Raw genomic sequence first — 18,147 nt, 5'->3', positions numbered from 1 at the left:
TGTGATTAGCTTATAAAATCTTTTACGCGCGAAGTCGCCATTTGGTTTTCATTAATCCAATCCAGAAAACGCTCAAGTTTCAGCTGCATCGCTTTTCCGCTTTTTAATTTTCTAAAAAAAGGCAGCTGAAACGGCAGATTTTTCACATTTCCAAATTGCCAGGAATTTAAATTTACCAAAACAAAATCGTCTCTTTTTACCGTTTCTACCACCATATTCAGGTAATAAAAAAACGGAACCAGCTGAAAAACCAAATCGTTGTACGGCATCTGCGAATACGGCGAAATGCTTTGGTAGAGTAGTGTCAAACCATTTTCTTCCTTCAAAGGCGCTTTGCGCACAAGCTTTTTCAGCGGAAAAGAAACTTGCTGATCATCGATGTATGAAATATAATTAAACTGAAGTTTTTTCAGCGCGCTCACCTCAAAAGCATTTTCATTAATGCGGATTCCGCGCACATTTTTTCCAAGCAAATCTTCAGTCCATTTCTTAGCAGCTTCTATTTCTTCCAAACTTGAATTTTGGTGAAAAAAAGCAATTTCATGACCTTCATTTCGCATTTGTTTCAGCAGATTTTCCATTTTGGCCAAAAATGAGATCTCCACAAAAAACGTGGCGGAAATTTCAGCTTGTTCTAAACTTTTTAAAATGGTTTTCGTAGTAGAAACTGCAAATTCTACCGGCTCTACAGCGGTTTTTTCCGTTTTTTGCTTGTAGCTGAAATCGTTCGCCAGAATATTGAAAGTCAGTAAAATCATGTCAGAAAGATAATAAAAAAAGTCTGCAAACTTGCGTATTGCAGACTTTTTGGGGTTTTGTAAAATTTAATTTTTTTGCAGTTTTACCTTCAGGTTTTTCAGCATATCCTTCGTCATTTCCGTGATGTCGTAATCGTAGCTGAGTCCCCAGTCTTTTTTCGCCACTGAATCGTCGATGGAAGCCGGCCAGGAATCTGCAATTTGCTGACGAAAATCCGGTTGGTAATCAATGCTGAACTCCGGTATTTCTTTCTGAATTTCTGCCGCAAGTTCTTTCGGCGTAAAAGACAAACCACCTAAATTGTAGGAGGTGTGCACGCTTAAATCTTCTTTCGGCGCCGCCATTAATTTCAATGTTGCGTTTATCGCATCTTCCATGTAAAGCATTGGCATTCCGGTATTTTCGGCAATAAAACTCGTATATTTTCCGCTTTCCACCGCTTCATAAAAAATTTCCACTGCATAATCGGTGGTTCCGCCGCCAGCCGGAGTTTTCCAGGAAATCAATCCCGGATATCTGATGCTGCGCACATCCACGCCATATTTATCAAAATAATATTCACACCATTTTTCACCAGCCATTTTAGAAATCCCATAAACCGTCGTTGGGTTTAAAACCACTTCCTGACCCACATTTTCTTTTGGAATTCCTTTCCCAAAAACCGCGATGGAGCTCGGCCAGAAAATCTTCTGAATCAAACCTTCTTTCGCCATTTCACAAAACTGGATAAGTGGTTCCAGATTCAGTTTCCAGGCGAAAAGCGGCTGTTTTTCGGATGTTCCGGACAGTAATGAGGCAAGGTGGTAAACGGTTGTAATTTCGTAATCTTTAATGACCTGGCGCACCAGCTGGGTGTTGGTAACGTCCATTCTTTCATAAAATCCCGCGGAGGTCAGGCTTTTGTCCCAGCGGTCAAGGCCCGAAGCGACTACATTTTCAGCACCGTGAATTTCCACCAAACGGTTAGTAAGTTCGGTCCCGATTTGCCCCAAAGCGCCTGTAATAAGTATTTTTTCCGTGTGAGATTCCATGCGTTGATTTTAGATTTCCACAAATTTAGAAAAATCGCTTAAAATTACCCGTTTTTCCCCGGAATTTTTTGGGTGACATTTTACGGCTTCGAAGGCCGATTTTTTTATTTTTTTTGGGCGACTTTTTCCGTCTTCCGTTCCCGCTTTTTTGCTCCGCTTCGCTCCGCAAAAAGAGCTCCACTCAAGCCGGGTCGCGGTAATCGCACCAAAAAAAATTAGCTGCTATTTGGGCATTTTTTCCCTAATTTTGGTAAAATTCTTCAGCATGAAAAAGTTCTTTCTTTCCTTTCTTCTTTTGTCCCAGTTTGTTTTCGCGCAATTCACCGATATAAATGTCGTCAAAGAAATCCACACCAAAGACAAAGGTCTCGTGGTTTCTGCGCATCCTTTAGCCAGCGAAGCCGGCGCAAAAATACTGAAAGCCGGCGGCAACGCGTTCGATGCGGTCATCGCCACACAATACGCTTTGGCGGTGGTTTATCCACAGGCGGGAAACATCGGCGGTGGCGGATTTTTAGTCGGCGTGAAAAAAAACGGTGAAAAATTCACCATCGATTTCCGCGAAACCGCGCCCTCAAAAGCTTCGCGAGACATGTATCTCGATAAAAAAGGAAACGCAAATACCGATCTTTCCCAAAACGGCAGACTTGCGGTTGGTATTCCGGGTTCTGTTGCTGGTTTTTACGCTACGTTGAAACACGCCAACCTGCCGATGTCAACACTTATTCAGCCCGCGATAGATTTGGCGGAACAAGGTTTTGCAATCACCCAAAAAGAAGCAAATCTGCTGAATACCCAAATGGAATTTTTCAACCAGCATAATAAAACCGCCACGGTATTTCACAAAAAAATGCCCTGGAAAGCGGGAGAAATTTTAGTTCAGAAAGAACTTGCAGAAACTTTGAAACTCATCCAGAAAAACGGTGCAAAAGGTTTCTATGAAGGCAAAACAGCTGATTTAATTGTAAAAGAAATGCAGCGCGGAAATGGCATTATTTCTTTAAGCGACCTGAAAAATTACAAGGTGGTGGAAAGAAAACCGATCACTTTTAATTATAAAGAAAACGAAGTTGTTTCCATGCCGTTACCGTCCAGCGGCGGAATTTTATTAGCGCAAATGCTGAAAATGACTTCGTTCGAAAATCTGGAAAAATATCAGCATAACTCAACACCTGCGGTGCAAATAATGGTGGAAGCTGAAAGACGTTCGTTTGCAGACCGCGCAGAATTTATGGGCGATCCGGAATTTATAATAGATCAAACAGCAATGCTGATTTCCGAAGAATATTTAAAAAACCGCTGGAAAACTTTTACTATGAACCGCGCTACGCCAAGTGCTGAAGTCGGCAAAATTATTCCACAACCTAAAGAATCCACCGAGACTACGCATATTTCGGTCATCGATAAAGAAGGAAACGCGGTGGCGGTGACAACAACGTTGAACGGTTTGTACGGCAGCAAAGTGGTGGTTACTGGTGCCGGATTTTTCCTAAACAATGAAATGGATGATTTTTCCGTAAAACCAGGTGTTCCGAATATGTTCGGTGCGGTAGGTGGCGAAGCAAATTCCATTCAACCGGGAAAAAGAATGTTGAGTTCTATGACACCGACCATCGTTTTGAAAAATTCAAAACCATATATTATTGTTGGAACGCCGGGTGGAACTACGATTCCCACTTCTGTTTTTCAAACGATCGTAAACATCATCGATTTTAAATTAAGTCCGAATATGGCGGTCAATGCACCAAAATTTCATCATCAGTGGCTGCCAGAATCGGTTTTGATTGAAAGGAATTTCCCGGAAACCACGATTGCTGATTTAGTTAAAAATAAATACACCATGGAAAGAACCGCGCAAATCGGTCGTACAGAAGTAATCGTAATCGATGAAAATGGAAATGCGGTCGCTATTGCAGATGGTCGCGGCGATGATTCCGTAGCGGTGGAATAAATTATTTTCCAGCCAGTTTTTTCAGCATTCCGTTAAAAATTAAACCGTGAAACGGCAAAACGGAATACCAATACAATCTTCCAGATAATCCAAGCGGACGAAACGTGGCTTCCTGATGCAGGACGCCATTTTTTATTTTGAATTCCAACCAGGCTTCGCCAGGAAGTTTCATTTCAGCGAAAAGCAAAAGCCGTTTTTCTTCTCGGTTGGCATAAAGCACGCGCCAAAAATCCACGGAATCGCCGGCTTCCAACTCACTCATATTTCGGCGGCCACGGCGTAATCCTACACCACCAAAAAGTTTATCTAAAAGCCCGCGGATTTTCCAGAGAAAATCTGCGTAATACCAGCCTGTTTTACCGCCGATGCTGAAGATTCGGTCTAGAGATTTTTCTACATCATCCACTTTTTCCTCTCGGATATCTTTAAAACAGCCTTCCGTCGGCACTTCCAGATATTGCCAAACTTTCCTGTTGTGAAACTGGTTTGTAAAAGAATCAAACCAACTGGACAAAACATCGTTTTGCTTGATTTTATCAAAGGCTTGACGGATGGCTTCTTCGTAAGAAAATAGATGAATACCGAGCTTTTCAGCCAGATTATTCGGTTTTGCCACCACATCAATTTTCATACTGTCCACCAAATTTACGGCGAGCGAATAACTTGTTGATGTTACAAAATAGAGCCAGTAAGACGATAATTTCGGTGTCATCACAGGGACTATAAAAATTTGCCGCTTTAAGCCCCTAATTTTTGCATATTGCAAAAGCATTTCTTTGTACGTAACAACGGTGGTTCCTGCGATATCGTAATTTTGGTTGTAGGTAAATTCTTTGCCCAAAACGCCGACTAAAAACTGCATCACATTCCTGATTGCAATTGGCTGACATTTGGTATTCAGCCATTTTGGTGTAATCATGACCGGAAGTTTTTCCACCAAATCGCGGATGATTTCGAAGGACGCGCTGCCGGAACCCACGATAATTCCAGCGCGTAAACTCGTCAAACTGTAAACCGAACTTTGCAAAGCTCCTTCCACATTTTTCCGCGATTGTAAATGCTTCGAGAGTTTTTCTTCATTGATGATTCCAGTGAGAAAAATTACCTGCTTTACGGCTGTTTTTTCTAAAGCTTTTCGAAAGTTATCGGCAGAAATTTTTTCTTTTTGTTCAAAATCTCCGTCGCTGGACGACATGGAATGAATTAAATAATACGCAGCTTCAATATCTTTCGGAATATTTTCTAAGCTCGATTCATCTAAGAAATCGTTTTCAATAACCTCAATCTGGTCGATTTTATCTTTAAAAAGTTTTAAACCGAACCGGTTTTTATCACGCACAGAACACACCACGTGGTGACCTTCTTCGAGCAACTGAATCAGAAGTCTTTTGCCTATGTAACCGGTGCCGCCTGTGAGGAGAATTTTCATGATAAAAAGGTTTTTTCTAAAATTTTATAGCGACTTTCGAATATAAATTTCACCTTGTTTTTTACATAATTTCCGGCCACTAAATCACCAAAAATTCCGCAAGGAAGTTTAAAATTCACGATATCCGTCATCAAAACTTCGTTGTCCGAAACTGCTTTAAAATGATGTTCGTGATGCCACATCGCATAAGGTCCGAATCGCTGTTCATCGACGAAAAATTTTTGCTCTTCCAGATGCGTGATTTCTGTAATCCAATTAGATTTAATGAAAGGTAAAGCGCCAATTTTGTAAGTGATAATCTGACCTTTGTAAGTTTTATTTGGCGGATTATTTGTAATTCTGAATTCCATTTCCTTCGGTGTAATTCTGTCTAAATTCGTCGGCAATGTGAAAAATTCCCAGGCTTTTTCTAAAGATAATGGCAAAACCTGCTCCGAGGTCAGCGTATAAATTCCTGATTGTTTGGTCAAATTAATTTTCATGGCTGGAACGGAATAATTTCTTTGTTTTCAAATATTCGAAAACCAAAGTGATGGAATACAAAAGCGCAAAACAATAAAAAGCATCTTCCACCGGAATAGTACCGAGCCGAATTCCGAGGTTTTCTGAATTGTCATAAAAAACCACAGGATTTTCAGAATAACTTCCCGTCAGCGCAGAATTCACAAAAAAGAAAGGAATAAAAATAATGATAAAACTGAGGTAAAATCTTCGGGCATAACTCCATTCAAAAATAATCTGTAACAGCATTAAAATCGTGAAAAGCCCGATGCAGATGAACGTGTACATTTTGTCGTAATTGGAAACCGACAAAACCAAACCAACTGCAAATAAAATATAAGTAATAATATGCGTAATTTTTTTAGAAAGAATAATTTGCGGAAAAAAATATTTCAGTGAATAATGGATAAAAACGCTGGCGTAAGGTATTAAAAGGAAAAAAAGCCATTCTTCAATCGGTAATTTTAAGATTCGCCAACCGACTAAATATTGGTCATTAAAACCCCAAACATCATTGTACGCAAAATAGCTGTCCCATAAAATAAAGAAAATCCCGACGGAGATTATCGCCGTAAAATAAGCCTTCCAGTGCTGAATAAAATGCATCCGCTTTTTTTCAAAAGTGAACAGGAAGGGTATTATAAAGCTGAAAAAATCGAGGAGAAGATAATAGTAGGACTGCAAAATTTATTTTTTTAAAGTGGATAAACGCGCTTCGCGAAAATATTTCATCGGAACATACAGCATTCCAAAACATTCTCCGTCTTCCTTGCCCAGATGTTTGTGGTGCATTTTATGCGCTTTTCTAAGTCCGCGGAAATACCAGTTATTGGTTTTGTCAAACCATTTAAAACGGCGGTGGATCAAAACATCGTGAACCAGAAAATAGCAGATTCCGTAAATTAAAATTCCGAGGCCGACAAAAAACATCCAGTTGATGCCGTCTACTGTTCCGAACCAAAAAAGCAACATGCTTGGAATGGCAAAAACCACGAAAAAAGCGTCGTTTTTTTCAAAAACATGCGGATATCCGGGCTGATGGTGGTCTTCATGCAGATACCAGCCCAAACCATGCATGATGAATTTGTGTGTAAGCCACGTAACGCCTTCCATAGTGATAACTACAGCGATGGTGAGAAATATATATCCTGTAAATTCCATTTTATAGTTTTAAATACGCTTTTATGTAAATTTTTAGGTCATTATCTGCCGTTTTTTTATAATCTCTGGTGAGAAAATTTCTGTCTTCCTCAATATTTTGATAATAACCCAAAAATTTGGGGACACTTTCCTGGGTGATAAGCCTCATCAAACGGACTTCCAGGTTTTTCGGATCAGATTTTACTGCCGCTTCCATGGTGTTTTTTCCTGCATTAAAATAGGACATTTTTTTTAAAGGATTGAAAACGTGTTTTGCCATAAAAAACTTTCCAACTGCCAAAAACCCGGCGTAAATCGGTTGTTTTGTTTCATCGAATGCCGAGGCAGATTTTTCAATGAGTTTTTTCGCCGCGACTTCAGAATTTTCTCCTTTCTGAAGAAGCGCACGGTAATCTTTAAGGTTTTGCGCATTGGTGACGTTCATAAAAAAAAGGACTAATAAGAGGCTAATTTTTTTCATTAAAGCAAATTCAGGTTTTTATTTAAAATCATTTCTCCAAAAAGATAGATTTTTCTTGCATTCGAAACGCGGATTCTTTTCGTCAGCAAAAGTTCCGGTTTTGTGTTCCGTATTTTTTTAAAGAGGTTGAAATAATATTTATATGCCATAAAAACCGCTAGTTTACAGGTTAACGGCAGCATTTTAATTCCGGTTTTTGCGTGCGCGAAATCCTTTGCAATATCCAGCTCAATTTTTTCCTTATCAGCAGCCGAAAAATTTCGGAAATCTACATTCGGGAAATACGTTCTATCTAAATCGTTAAAATCTGCGCTTATATCCCGTAAAAAATTTATTTTCTGAAAAGCTGCGCCAAGGCTTTGTGCGTAAGGTTTCAGCTTTTCATATTCTGTCACATTTCCGTTTACGAAAACTTTTAAACACATTAAACCCACCACTTCGGCCGAGCCGTAAATATATTCGTTATACTTTTCGTCATTGAGATTTTTAATTTCATGCAAATCCATCTTCATTGAATAAAGAAAGGAATCGACAAGATCTTGCGGAATATTCTTTTCGCGCTGCGTGGTGCAGAAAGATTGTAAAATCGGGTTCAGCGAGATGCCGTTTTCAAGCGCTTGGTGATAATTCTGTTCGAATTCCGCCATGAGTTTTCCTTTATCGAAATCGTGAAAAGTATCCACAATTTCGTCCGCCAAGCGTACAAAGCCATAAATATTGTAAATGTGCTGGCGAATTTCGGGCTGGAAAAGGGTAGAAGCGCGAGAAAAAGAGGTACTGTAGCGCTCCGTCACCAACCTGGATGACTGACCGCAGACTTCATTAAAAATTTCTAAATTATTCATCTGGTCGTGTTTTTTTCATGTTTAAGTATGTAGTCTGTCACCACTTTTCCGGAGATTAAAGCCGGCGGCACACCAGGTCCCGGAACCGTAAGTTGTCCGGTATAAAAAAGGTTTTTAATCTTTTTATTGTTGATGCTGGGCCGCAGTACGGAAGTTTGCAGCAAAGTATTAGCCAATCCGTAAGCGTTTCCGCGGCAGGAGTTGTAACGGTCTTTAAAATCCTGAACGCCGAAACTTCTTTTGAACAGAACATTTTTTCGGAGGTCAACGCCTATATTTTTCTGAATTCGATCCATAATTAGCTCGAAATATTGTTCATGAATTTCCGGGCTGTCTTCTAAATCTACCGCAACAGGAATTAAAAAAAATCCGACTTCTTTTCCTGGCGGACAGAGATCTTTATCTGTTTTTGAAGAAAAATTGGCATAAAAAAGCGGTTTTTTTGGCAATTGCGGTTCGTCGTAAATTTCCACCGCGTGCCTGCCAAAATCGGTATCGAAAAACAAATTGTGGTGCTGCAATTCTGGAACTTCTTTATCGAACGCGACATAATATAGAAAGGACGACGGTGCGAAAACTTTTTTCATCCAGTAATCGTCGCTGTAATTTTTTTCCGGTTGTTTGAGCAGTTTTTCTGTATGTGCATAATCAGCGCCGGAAATTACGATGTCAGCTTCAAAAGAATCTGTCGTGGTAATCACTTTTTTTACCAGGTTATTTTCGGTTTCAATTTTCGTCACTTCTTGATTGACGTGAAATTGCACACCCAATTCTTTAGCTAAACTGACGATTCCGAGCGCCACAGCATTAAAACCACCTTTCGGATACCAGGTTCCCAAACCGAAATCGGCATGGTTCATAAAATTGTAAAAAGCCGGCGTGTTCTGCGGTTTTGCGCCTAAAAATAAAACTGGAAATTCTAAAATACTTTGAAGTTTTGGATTTTTAATATTTTTTCGGACCGTTTCGGAGATATTTTTTACAAATAGCGGAAGCCGTGTTGCTGTTTCAAAGCTTACAAGTTCGAGAAGAGATTTTCCTGGATTGTAAACCAAATCCTGCATCGCGATTTCGTAATTTTTCCGCGAATCTTCCATAAATTTTCTGAGATGAGCGCCACTTCCGGATTCAACTTCTTCAAATTTTTCAATGATTTTGTCCGGATCGTCGGAAATATCAATGAAATCATTTTCACCAAAAACTACGCGGTAAGCCGGCGATAATTTTTCAAGTGAATAATAATCTGAAACTTTTTTACTAAAATCAGAAAAAAAACGTTCAAATATATCAGGCATCCAATACCAGCTCGGACCCATGTCAAACTTAAAACCATCTTTTTCCCACATCGAAGCCCGCCCGCCAAGCTGCTCATTTTTTTCCAGAACCTGCACTGCAAAACCAGCTTTCGCCATATAACAGGCGGAAGCGAGCGCAGAAAAACCAGATCCAATGATTACAACTTTTTTCATTAATTTTATAATGGAACAAAAATATACTTTTATTTTTTAAATAGAAAATGTTTTTACTAAATTTGTACTTTAATACACAGAGAAGATATGAAAAATACAGAAATAACAAAGGAAAATATTTTGGAGCTGTACTCCAACTATGTCCTTCGCAAAAACCGAAAGCCGCTGAATGTCTTTACTTTCTGCGATGATCACGAGATTTCAGAAAGCGATTTTTATTTTTATTACGCGAATTTTGACCAGCTGGAAGCTGATTATTTAAAATATTTCCTTGAGCAAACGTTGCTGCTGATTTCCGCGGAAGAATCCTATATTATGGAGACACCGAAAAATAAGCTGCTTTCTTTTTACTTTACCTTTTTCGAACAGCTTACGCTGAACCGGACTTTGGTGATTTACCTCATTGGTCAGGAAAAAAACAACCTTCAGAATTTTAAAAAATTATGGGCTTTAAAGGCCGAATTTTTAAGATTTATTAAAAGTCTTGATGTTACAGATTCGATGTTAGGAAACTCTTCAGAAAGCAAGATGAAGCTTGAAAGAATTAAAAACAAAGGAATCGAGGAATTTTATTGGGGACAGTTTTTGGCAACGCTGAAATTCTGGCTTGATGACACGAGTTCAAACTTCGAAAAAACCGATATTTTCATCGAAAAATCTGTAGACACAGGCATGGATTTGCTTGATGTAAAACCGTTTAAAAAGCTGCTGGATCTGGGAAAATTTTTATTTAACGAAAAAGTGAGACCCAATTCATGAAAACATTAGACAAAATTCCTACCAGTAAAATACAGCGCGCAAGCAAATTAATTTCCACCGGAGCCAAAGTTGGCGTTAATTATCTTAAATATTATGGTGAAAAAATCACCAAAACCGAAGACGAAGCCAAGGAAAATCTGAACACCAACAATGCTTCAGATATTTATGACAGCTTAAAAGAACTGAAGGGCAGCGCTTTGAAAGTCGCGCAAATGCTCAGCATGGAAAAAAATATTCTGCCCGCTGCTTATGTGGAGAAATTTTCGCTTTCGCAGTTTCAGGTTCCGCCGCTTTCTGCGCCTTTGGTGAACAAAATTTTCAAAAATTATTTCGGTAAAAAGCCGACAGAATTATTTGATTCTTTCAATAGCACTTCCAGCAATGCGGCGAGCATCGGACAGGTTCACAAAGCTTTTAAAGACGGAAAGGAACTCGCAGTAAAAATTCAATATCCCGGAGTTTCCGACAGCATTTCCTCCGATTTGGCGATGGTAAAACCAATTGCAATGAAAATGTTCAATATTAAAGGCAAAAATTCCGACCAATACTTTAAGGAAGTTGAAGATAAATTGTTGGAAGAAACCGATTATAAACTCGAAATTGAGCAAAGTCTGGAAATCAGGAAAAAGTGTGAAAATTTGCCGAATTTAATTTTCCCGAATTATTATCCGGAACTGTCGAACGACAAAATCATCACCATGGATTGGATGCACGGCAAGCATCTTTCGACTTTCTGTGCGGAAAATTCCGATCCGGAAAAAGCAAATAAAGTAGGGCAGGCACTTTGGGATTTTTATATGTTTCAGATTCATGAGCTGCGAAAAGTTCACGCCGATCCGCATCCCGGAAACTTTCTGGTGACTGACGACGGAACTTTAACGGCCATCGATTTTGGCTGTATGAAAACCATTCCGGAGGATTTTTACGTTCCGTATTTTGAACTTGCGTCAAGAGAAAACCTGAAAAATAAGGCGTTTTTTGACCGGAAATTACTGGAACTGGAAATCATCAGACCTGACGATTCACCCGAGGAAAAAGCATTTTTTACCGAAATTTTCTACGACTTGCTTTTCCTGTTTACGACACCATTCCAGGACGAAACTTTCGATTTTTCTGACGGCGAATTTTTCGCAGCTATTGCAGATCTCGGTCAGAAATACGCGAAAAACACGCAAATTAAAGGTAGAAATGCAAACCGCGGCTCCAAACATTTTATTTACATGAACCGTACGTTTTTCGGGCTTTTCAATTTGATGCACGAAATCAACGCGAAAGAAATCCGCATTAATAATTATAAGAACTTTGCCGACTAATGAAAAATATTCTGATTATCGGCGCCGGAAAAGGTATTGGTTTAGCGAGCGCACAACTTTTAAAAACAGAAAATGTTTTCACAGTTTCCAGAAACCTAACCACGGAATTAGAGGCATTAAATACAACTTTTTACAAAGCCGATGTTACAAAGGATGATCTCTCCGGTTTAAATCTGCCGGAGGAATTGCACGGTTTGGTTTTCTGCCCCGGCAGCATCAATTTACGGCCTTTTAACCGCCTCTCGGAAGACGATTTTTTAGCTGATTTTAACCAAAATTTCTTGGGCGCTGTAAAGGTTATTCAGAAAATTTTACCTGCTTTAAAAAAGTCACGTGGCGCCAGCATCGTGCTATTCTCCACGGTGGCAGCCAAGCTCGGGATGCCCTTCCATACCTCAATTACTGCCAGCAAAGGTGCTATTGAAGGTTTTGCTAAAAGTTTAGCAGCTGAATTTTCTGCTTATAAAATCCGGGTGAATGTAATAGCACCTTCATTAAGCGACACAGCACTTGCCACGCAATTGCTATCGACGGAGGAGAAAAGAAGTGCTTCCGCAAAACGTCATCCGTTGCAGCGAGTTGGGACGGCAGAAGACAGTGCGCACCTGGTGGAATTTTTACTTTCCGAGAAAAGTTCCTGGATGACGGGCCAAATTATTGGTGTAGACGGAGGTTTAGGTAATATAAAATTATAATATCGGTATGGAACTAAATTTAGTCATTGAGATTCTGTCGGAGCTTAATACTTTTCAAAAAAGCCAGAACAGCAACCAACCTACCCTGGATGATTTTCGGCTTTACCTGAACGAAAAAGCTTATGAAAGGGAAAATCCGAGAAATCTGACGGAAAAATATGATTTAAAAGTTTTCGACCTGGAAAATGAAATCGCGAAACAGGTGATTATGTTGGGACGTTATTCGAAACATTTAATTAAAAAGTCGCTCGAAAATCACAGCGATCTCATAAACGAAGATTTCACTTATCTTTTCCGCCTCATGGACTATCCGTCGCTTACGAAGATGCAGCTGATCGAGAAAAACGCGCACGAAAAACAGTCCGGAATTGAAATTATTAAAAGGCTGGTTCGGAATGGTTTGATCGAAGAAAGTCCCGATGAAAATGATAAAAGAAGCACTCGTATCGCGGTGACTGAAAAAGGGAAAAAAGTTTTTCAGCAAGCAATGCAGGATATCACGGTGGTTTCAAAAATCATGTGCGGCAAACTTAGTTCGGAAGAAAAGGAGCAGCTGCTGAATTCACTGAAAAAGCTGAATACTTTTCACCATACGGTTTACACGAACCTGCGGAATGAAGACCCGGAAAAAATCCTGAAAATGGTGGGAAATGGTTGAAAAAATTACGGTTTTCTGGTTTCGGCGCGATCTGCGGTTAAGCGATAACCACGGACTTTTTCGCGCACTTGAAACTTCCGAAAAAGTTTTGCCGATTTTTATTTTTGATACAGATATTCTGTCGAAATTAGAAAATAAGGCAGACAAACGCGTTGATTATATTGTTCAGACTTTACAGACATTAAATGCGTTTTTAGAAAAAACAGGCAAATCGATCGAAGTTTTTCACGGAAAACCTTTAGAAATTTTTCAGCTACTTTCGGAAAAATATGATCTGGAAGCGGTGTTCTGCAATGAAGATTACGAACCGGCAGCAATTAAAAGGGATGCTGAAATAGCGGAATTTTTAGCCGCTAAAAGGGTAAATTTTTTCGCTTTTAAAGACCAGGTAATTTTTCATAAAAACGATATTGCGAAACCCGACGGCCCGCCGTACACGGTTTATACACCATATTCCAAAAAGTGGTTGCTGCGGTTTGAAAGTGAAAAATTAGCCGAATACCGAAGTGAGAATTTGCTGCATCATTTAATAGATGTTGAGCCGCAAAATATTTCGTGCGAAAAAATCGGTTTTGAAAAAACTTCATTGAATTTTGAAATTCCGCATTTCAATCCTGAAATCATAAAAAATTACCACGAAACACGTAATTTTCCCACGGTGAAAACCAGCGAAATGAGTGTTCATTTGCGTTTCGGAACGGTGAGTATTAAAAAATTGGCTGCTTCAGCGGTAAATTTTAACCAAACGTATTTAAAGGAACTGATCTGGCGGGAATTTTTTATGCAGATTCTTTTTCATTTTCCGCGCGTTGTCCATCAGTCATTCAAAAGAAAGTACGACGAAATTGCCTGGCTTTTCGATGAAGAAGATTTAAAAAAATGGCAAACCGGAAAGACAGGATATCCGCTTGTAGATGCCGGGATGCGGCAACTCAATGAAACGGGATTTATTCACAACCGCGTGCGTATGATTTGCGCCGGATTTTTCACCAAACACTTGTTGATGGAGTGGCGGATTGGTGAAGCATATTTCGCGGAAAAGCTGCTTGATTACGATCTTTCCGCAAACAACGGAAACTGGCAATGGAGCGCCGGTAGCGGCTGTGATGCGGCGCCCTATTTCCGGATTTTTAACCCGATGGAGCAGCAAAAAAAGTTCGATCCGGATTTTATTTACATTAAAAAATGGGTGCCGGAATTTGGGTCAAAAGATTATCCGGAACCGATGATCGAGCATAAGTTTGCGCGCGAAAGAGCTTTAAAGGCTTATAAATCTGGTCTTGAAAACAGCTGATTTTAAACCAGAATTTTTAAACTTTTCGGTAAAACTTTTACGTTGATTGGCGATTTAATCACCGTATATTCGCCATCCAGATGCCAATCCTCAGAATCAACGCTAAACTCAATTTCCGGAACGGAAAGGTAGGTGAGGTAACGGTTTTTTTTCAGTTTTTTTGCAAACATATTCACCGTAAAAATTCCGCTATACCAGATCGGGAATTTTTTTACCAAAACAATTTCGGCAAGACCGTCCATTGTGCTGGCGTGCGGTGCAATGTAGGCGTTATTGCCGAACTGGCGCGTGTTTGCGACGTTTATCATCAGATAATTTCCGTTGTGTTGCTGGAATTCTTTTGCTTTAAACTGAATTGCCACGGTTTTAAAACGGAAAAAAGTACGCAGAGAAACTTTGATATAATTTGAAAAGCCGCGGCTTGTTTTTTCGAAATCTTTCACCACTTTTCCATCGAAACCGGTTCCCGAAACATTGATGGAAAAATGCTCATTCACCATGAAAGTGTCGATTGCGCGGTGATTTCCGTTCTTGATTTTTCCGAGCAAACTGACCAGATTTTTGGTAAAATTATTTTCGTTCGAAAATCCATTTCCGGAACCGGCGGGAAAAATTGCGAGAATTTTGTCGGTTAAAATGAGGTTTTTTGCTACAGAAGAAATTGTTCCATCACCGCCAACTGCCACAAAAATATCAATGTGATCAAAATTTTCTTTGATGAATTTTTCAGTCCCTTCAACGGAATCTGAAAGAAAAATTACCGGCTTTTCGAGGCTTTTTTTTAATAATTCTAAAAACGGCTGGTAATTTTTCTGGGCAGAAAATGGGTTGATGATGAAGGCGACATGATTCATACCTACAAAAATAGAGAAAGTACGCGACTAATGGTGGTTTTCAGTTTAGATTACAAACCGATTCGCTTTTTAAAATCGGAATTTAAAAACGGTTTAATGTCCGAAAGCGGAACTTTAATTAAAACCGGACCGGCGGCATACGCTGCAATTTCATACTGATTGTAAAGGAAATAAAGATGTTCGGCGTCGAAATAAAAGTTGTCATTCAGCGGAATTTTCTTCACCAAAAGCATTTCGCTCTGGCCTTTTTGCAGATCATTTTTAAGGAAGTTATCCATTAAAATCCGTCCCCAGATTCCAGCATCCTGATTGGTGAGTACGTCGGAAAGCTGAACAGTTTTATTATTTTTAAGGTCGAAAACTTTGAATTTTTTATAGTAATAGCCGTGCGCGCCGCCCGTGTAACCGTCGCCGGTATACACCAAAGTCAGAAAACCGTTGGTATTGGAAAAAACTGCCATTTTTGAATTGTTGGTCCATGTTTGCTTGAAATCCGGACTAAAGTTTTTCAGCGATTTTTTGGTTTCATCGAAATAGCCTTGTTTTTTTTCTTCCAAAGCTTTTCCCAGATTTTCTTTTGAATAGTCTTTAAGCTGAATCTTTTCGGGCGCGTAAATGGAATCTAAAATATTTTGGCGGTTAAAAGTGGGGAAAATCAGGATTTTCTTGGTGAAAGACGCCGTTAGATTTTTAGTTATTTCCAGCGAATCATTTACCGAAATTGAATCTACCGCAAAAGTAGGAACCGTTTTTGCAGTTTCAGTTTTCTCCGTGGCAGACTTCTGTACGGCTGGTTTTTTCTGCTCACAACCGGAAATTGCGAGAAACGAAGCGAGAAAATAAATGACGGAAAATTTCATGTCTAAATTTACTTAATTATTTTTATTTCGCTGAAATCTTAAAATAAAAAAAACCGCCCAAATTGAGCGGTTTTTTTGTTTTTGAATAATTGAAGTGTTACACATCGATTTTTGCATAGATGGCGTTTTTCTCAATAAATTCACGTCTTGGTGGAACTTCGTCGCCCATCAACATTGAGAAAACATTATCTGCATCTGCTAAACTTTCAATGGTTACCTGTTTCAAAATACGGAATTCTGGGTTCAGAGTCGTGTCCCAAAGCTGTTCGGGGTTCATTTCCCCTAAACCTTTGTAACGCTGTACTTCCACACCTTTGCCATCAGGCGCCAGTTGAAGCGTAATTTCTTCGCGTTCTTTCTCGTTGTAGGCATAAATCTTTTTGCTGCCTTTTTTCAGTAAGTACAATGGCGGCTGCGCGATGTAGATGTAACCGTTTTCGATGAGTTCCTTCATATAGCGGAAGAAAAAGGTAAGAATCAGGGTTGAAATGTGCGCACCATCAATATCAGCATCGGTCATAATCACCACTTTATGGTAGCGTAACTTGGAGATATTCAGCGCTTTACTGTCTTCTTCGGTTCCTACAGAAACTCCTAATGCGGTATAAATATTTTTAATCTCTTCATTGTCATAAACTTTATGAAGCATTGATTTTTCAACATTCAGAATTTTACCTCGTAAAGGCAAAATCGCCTGAAAATGACGATCACGTCCTTGTTTTGCTGTTCCGCCTGCGGAATCTCCCTCAACTAAAAACAGTTCGGAAATTGCGGGATCTTTTGAAGAACAGTCGGAAAGTTTTCCCGGTAAACCGCTGCCGCCCATCGGCGATTTGCGCTGTACCATTTCGCGTGCTTTTTTCGCTGCCTGGCGTGCTTTTGCTGCAAGAACTACTTTCTGAACAATTAATTTCGCCTCGTTCGGGTTTTCCTCCAGGAAATTAGTAAGCATTTCGCCAACAATTTTGTCTACCGCACCGGAAACTTCGGAGTTTCCAAGTTTGGTTTTGGTTTGTCCTTCAAACTGAGGTTCCATCACTTTCACAGAGATAACCGCAGTTAAACCTTCACGGAAATCGTCACCGGTAACTTCTACTTTTTCTTTTGCAGGAAGACCGATTTCATCAGCGAACTTTTTTAAAGTTCTTGTCAAAGCTCTACGGAAACCCGCGAGGTGTGTTCCACCTTCGTGCGTATTGATATTGTTTACGTAAGAGTGTAGATTTTCGTTGTAAGACGTGTTGTAACGCATTGCAACTTCCACCGGAATATTGTCTTTTTCACCTTCCATGAAGATGACGTTGTTCATAATACTTTCGCGGTTACCATCGATATATTCAACAAATTCTTTCAAACCACCTTCGGAGTAGAAAATATCGAATTTCTGAGCGCCTTCTTCATCGATGAATCTTTCATCGGTCAAAGTAATCGTGATGCCTTTATTCAAATAAGAAAGTTCGCGAAGTCTGCTCGCCAAAGTATCGTAGTTGTAAACCAAATCCTGAAAAATGGTGTCATCCGGCGTAAACGAAACCAATGTTCCGCGTTCTTCAGTCGTACCTATTTGCGCTACATCTGCCAAAGCTTTTCCTTTAGCATATTTTTGCTGATACACATTACCGTCTTTGTAAACGGTCGCCACCAAAGAATTGGAAAGCGCATTTACCACCGAAACACCCACACCGTGGAGTCCACCGGAAACTTTGTAAGTATCTTTATCAAACTTTCCACCCGCACCAATTTTGGTCATTACAACCTCCAGCGCAGATTTCTGTTCTTTTTCATGCATATCCACCGGAATACCGCGGCCGTTATCTCTTACCGAAATACTTTCACCTTCGTGAATCACCACTGAAATGGTGTCGCAGTGGCCTGCCAAAGCTTCATCTATGGAGTTGTCAATCACTTCGTAAACCAGGTGGTGCAGACCTCTGGAGCCCACATCTCCAATGTACATTGATGGTCGCATTCTTACGTGCTCCATTCCTTCTAATGCTTGTATACTGCTCGCTGTGTATTCTTTTTGGCTCATATTTTTTCTATTCTTCAGGACCAAAGCCCCGAATTTTAAATATTTTTAAATTAAAAATTTGCTGAGAAACAGAGCA

General features: G+C 39.7%; 18 protein-coding genes. 6 read left to right on the top strand and 12 right to left on the bottom strand.

Features of this window, described 5'->3' with window-relative positions; translation table 11 throughout:
- Window positions 1–5: 5 nt before the first annotated feature.
- Both OA84_RS08900 and OA84_RS08895 read right to left on the bottom strand, forming a co-directional pair.
- Window positions 6–758, bottom strand: a complete 753-nt coding sequence (locus OA84_RS08900) for a polysaccharide deacetylase family protein (protein ID WP_039344968.1) — start codon at window positions 756–758, stop codon at window positions 6–8.
- A gap of 66 nt (window positions 759–824) precedes the next feature.
- Window positions 825–1,790 carry an NAD-dependent epimerase/dehydratase family protein gene (locus OA84_RS08895; protein ID WP_039344966.1) on the bottom strand — a complete coding sequence of 322 codons (966 nt, stop codon included), beginning with the start codon at window positions 1,788–1,790 and terminating at the stop codon, window positions 825–827.
- Window positions 1,791–2,055: 265 nt separating this feature from the next.
- Here OA84_RS08895 and ggt point away from each other — a divergent pair, with 265 nt between their 5' ends.
- The gene (gene ggt, locus OA84_RS08890) at window positions 2,056–3,741 is read left to right on the top strand and encodes a gamma-glutamyltransferase (protein WP_039344963.1); all 1,686 of its coding nucleotides are present in this window, start codon (window positions 2,056–2,058) and stop codon (window positions 3,739–3,741) included.
- Window position 3,742: 1 nt separating this feature from the next.
- Here ggt and OA84_RS08885 read toward each other — a convergent pair whose 3' ends face one another.
- The 7 genes from OA84_RS08885 to OA84_RS08855 are packed head-to-tail and all read right to left on the bottom strand — an operon-like array spanning window position 3,743 to window position 9,606.
- Window positions 3,743–5,170, bottom strand: coding sequence for an SDR family oxidoreductase (locus tag OA84_RS08885; RefSeq protein ID WP_039344960.1), 1,428 nt, complete (start codon window positions 5,168–5,170; stop codon window positions 3,743–3,745).
- Window positions 5,167–5,652, bottom strand: coding sequence for an SRPBCC family protein (locus OA84_RS08880; protein ID WP_039344957.1), 486 nt, complete (start codon window positions 5,650–5,652; stop codon window positions 5,167–5,169). The genes OA84_RS08885 and OA84_RS08880 overlap by 4 nt, the downstream gene beginning before the upstream one ends.
- Window positions 5,642–6,355, bottom strand: coding sequence for a lycopene cyclase domain-containing protein (locus tag OA84_RS08875; protein WP_039344955.1), 714 nt, complete (start codon window positions 6,353–6,355; stop codon window positions 5,642–5,644). The genes OA84_RS08880 and OA84_RS08875 overlap by 11 nt, the downstream gene beginning before the upstream one ends.
- 3 nt (window positions 6,356–6,358) lie before the next feature.
- Window positions 6,359–6,832, bottom strand: coding sequence for a sterol desaturase family protein (locus OA84_RS08870; RefSeq protein ID WP_039344952.1), 474 nt, complete (start codon window positions 6,830–6,832; stop codon window positions 6,359–6,361).
- Between the two features lies 1 nt (window position 6,833).
- Entirely contained in the window at window positions 6,834–7,292 is a 459-nt protein-coding gene (locus tag OA84_RS11245; RefSeq protein WP_052252158.1) for a hypothetical protein, read from the bottom strand.
- Window positions 7,292–8,137, bottom strand: coding sequence for a phytoene/squalene synthase family protein (locus OA84_RS08860; RefSeq protein ID WP_039344949.1), 846 nt, complete (start codon window positions 8,135–8,137; stop codon window positions 7,292–7,294). Before OA84_RS08860 ends, OA84_RS11245 begins: the two co-directional genes overlap by 1 nt.
- Window positions 8,134–9,606: a phytoene desaturase family protein gene (locus tag OA84_RS08855; RefSeq protein ID WP_039344946.1), complete on the bottom strand. Its 1,473-nt coding sequence runs from the start codon at window positions 9,604–9,606 to the stop codon at window positions 8,134–8,136. Before OA84_RS08855 ends, OA84_RS08860 begins: the two co-directional genes overlap by 4 nt.
- Window positions 9,607–9,693: 87 nt before the next feature.
- On the opposite strand from OA84_RS08855, the gene OA84_RS08850 reads away from it, so the two are divergent.
- The 5 genes from OA84_RS08850 to OA84_RS08830 are packed head-to-tail and all read left to right on the top strand — an operon-like array spanning window position 9,694 to window position 14,325.
- On the top strand, window positions 9,694–10,365 hold the full coding sequence (locus tag OA84_RS08850; protein WP_039344943.1) for a TetR family transcriptional regulator C-terminal domain-containing protein: 672 nt from the start codon (window positions 9,694–9,696) through the stop codon (window positions 10,363–10,365).
- The gene (locus OA84_RS08845) at window positions 10,362–11,678 is read left to right on the top strand and encodes an ABC1 kinase family protein (protein WP_039344940.1); all 1,317 of its coding nucleotides are present in this window, start codon (window positions 10,362–10,364) and stop codon (window positions 11,676–11,678) included. The genes OA84_RS08850 and OA84_RS08845 overlap by 4 nt, the downstream gene beginning before the upstream one ends.
- Window positions 11,678–12,373 carry an SDR family NAD(P)-dependent oxidoreductase gene (locus tag OA84_RS08840; RefSeq protein ID WP_039344937.1) on the top strand — a complete coding sequence of 232 codons (696 nt, stop codon included), beginning with the start codon at window positions 11,678–11,680 and terminating at the stop codon, window positions 12,371–12,373. The genes OA84_RS08845 and OA84_RS08840 overlap by 1 nt, the downstream gene beginning before the upstream one ends.
- Window positions 12,374–12,380: 7 nt before the next feature.
- Window positions 12,381–13,031 (top strand): MarR family winged helix-turn-helix transcriptional regulator, encoded by a 651-nt coding sequence (locus OA84_RS08835; protein WP_039344934.1) that lies wholly within the window; start codon window positions 12,381–12,383, stop codon window positions 13,029–13,031.
- The gene (locus tag OA84_RS08830; protein WP_039344931.1) at window positions 13,024–14,325 is read left to right on the top strand and encodes a cryptochrome/photolyase family protein; all 1,302 of its coding nucleotides are present in this window, start codon (window positions 13,024–13,026) and stop codon (window positions 14,323–14,325) included. Before OA84_RS08835 ends, OA84_RS08830 begins: the two co-directional genes overlap by 8 nt.
- A 2-nt stretch (window positions 14,326–14,327) precedes the next feature.
- On the opposite strand, the gene OA84_RS08825 is transcribed toward OA84_RS08830, so the two are convergent.
- The 3 genes from OA84_RS08825 to gyrB all read right to left on the bottom strand — a co-directional run bounded on the left by OA84_RS08825 (window position 14,328) and on the right by gyrB (window position 18,071).
- A complete protein-coding gene (locus OA84_RS08825) occupies window positions 14,328–15,179 on the bottom strand; it encodes a diacylglycerol/lipid kinase family protein (protein ID WP_039344928.1) in 852 nt (283 codons plus the stop codon).
- A 50-nt stretch (window positions 15,180–15,229) separates the two neighbouring features.
- A complete protein-coding gene (locus tag OA84_RS08820; protein ID WP_039344925.1) occupies window positions 15,230–16,039 on the bottom strand; it encodes a DUF3298 and DUF4163 domain-containing protein in 810 nt (269 codons plus the stop codon).
- Between the two features lie 97 nt (window positions 16,040–16,136).
- On the bottom strand, window positions 16,137–18,071 hold the full coding sequence (gyrB, locus tag OA84_RS08815) for a DNA topoisomerase (ATP-hydrolyzing) subunit B (RefSeq protein WP_039344922.1): 1,935 nt from the start codon (window positions 18,069–18,071) through the stop codon (window positions 16,137–16,139).
- Between the last annotated feature and the right edge of the window lie 76 nt (window positions 18,072–18,147).

Origin of the sequence: Kaistella solincola (genome assembly GCF_000812875.1) — a bacterium.
GTDB lineage: Bacteria > Bacteroidota > Bacteroidia > Flavobacteriales > Weeksellaceae > Kaistella > Kaistella solincola.
This window is presented reverse-complemented; position numbering and strand designations above follow the sequence as displayed.

Excerpts from the sequence above, each read along its gene's own strand:
- OA84_RS08855 (WP_039344946.1), bottom strand. The coding sequence starts at position 9,606 with ATGAAAAAAGTTGTAATCATTGGATCTGGTTTTTCTGCGCTCGCTTCC.
- OA84_RS08825 (WP_039344928.1), bottom strand. The coding sequence starts at position 15,179 with ATGAATCATGTCGCCTTCATCATCAACCCATTTTCTGCCCAGAAAAAT.
- gyrB (WP_039344922.1), bottom strand. The coding sequence starts at position 18,071 with ATGAGCCAAAAAGAATACACAGCGAGCAGTATACAAGCATTAGAAGGA.
- OA84_RS08820 (WP_039344925.1), bottom strand. The coding sequence starts at position 16,039 with ATGAAATTTTCCGTCATTTATTTTCTCGCTTCGTTTCTCGCAATTTCC.
- OA84_RS08885 (WP_039344960.1), bottom strand. The coding sequence starts at position 5,170 with ATGAAAATTCTCCTCACAGGCGGCACCGGTTACATAGGCAAAAGACTT.
- OA84_RS08830 (WP_039344931.1), top strand. The coding sequence starts at position 13,024 with ATGGTTGAAAAAATTACGGTTTTCTGGTTTCGGCGCGATCTGCGGTTA.
- OA84_RS08880 (WP_039344957.1), bottom strand. The coding sequence starts at position 5,652 with ATGAAAATTAATTTGACCAAACAATCAGGAATTTATACGCTGACCTCG.
- OA84_RS08840 (WP_039344937.1), top strand. The coding sequence starts at position 11,678 with ATGAAAAATATTCTGATTATCGGCGCCGGAAAAGGTATTGGTTTAGCG.
- ggt (WP_039344963.1), top strand. The coding sequence starts at position 2,056 with ATGAAAAAGTTCTTTCTTTCCTTTCTTCTTTTGTCCCAGTTTGTTTTC.
- OA84_RS11245 (WP_052252158.1), bottom strand. The coding sequence starts at position 7,292 with ATGAAAAAAATTAGCCTCTTATTAGTCCTTTTTTTTATGAACGTCACC.
- OA84_RS08850 (WP_039344943.1), top strand. The coding sequence starts at position 9,694 with ATGAAAAATACAGAAATAACAAAGGAAAATATTTTGGAGCTGTACTCC.
- OA84_RS08895 (WP_039344966.1), bottom strand. The coding sequence starts at position 1,790 with ATGGAATCTCACACGGAAAAAATACTTATTACAGGCGCTTTGGGGCAA.
- OA84_RS08835 (WP_039344934.1), top strand. The coding sequence starts at position 12,381 with ATGGAACTAAATTTAGTCATTGAGATTCTGTCGGAGCTTAATACTTTT.
- OA84_RS08845 (WP_039344940.1), top strand. The coding sequence starts at position 10,362 with ATGAAAACATTAGACAAAATTCCTACCAGTAAAATACAGCGCGCAAGC.
- OA84_RS08860 (WP_039344949.1), bottom strand. The coding sequence starts at position 8,137 with ATGAATAATTTAGAAATTTTTAATGAAGTCTGCGGTCAGTCATCCAGG.
- OA84_RS08900 (WP_039344968.1), bottom strand. The coding sequence starts at position 758 with ATGATTTTACTGACTTTCAATATTCTGGCGAACGATTTCAGCTACAAG.
- OA84_RS08870 (WP_039344952.1), bottom strand. The coding sequence starts at position 6,832 with ATGGAATTTACAGGATATATATTTCTCACCATCGCTGTAGTTATCACT.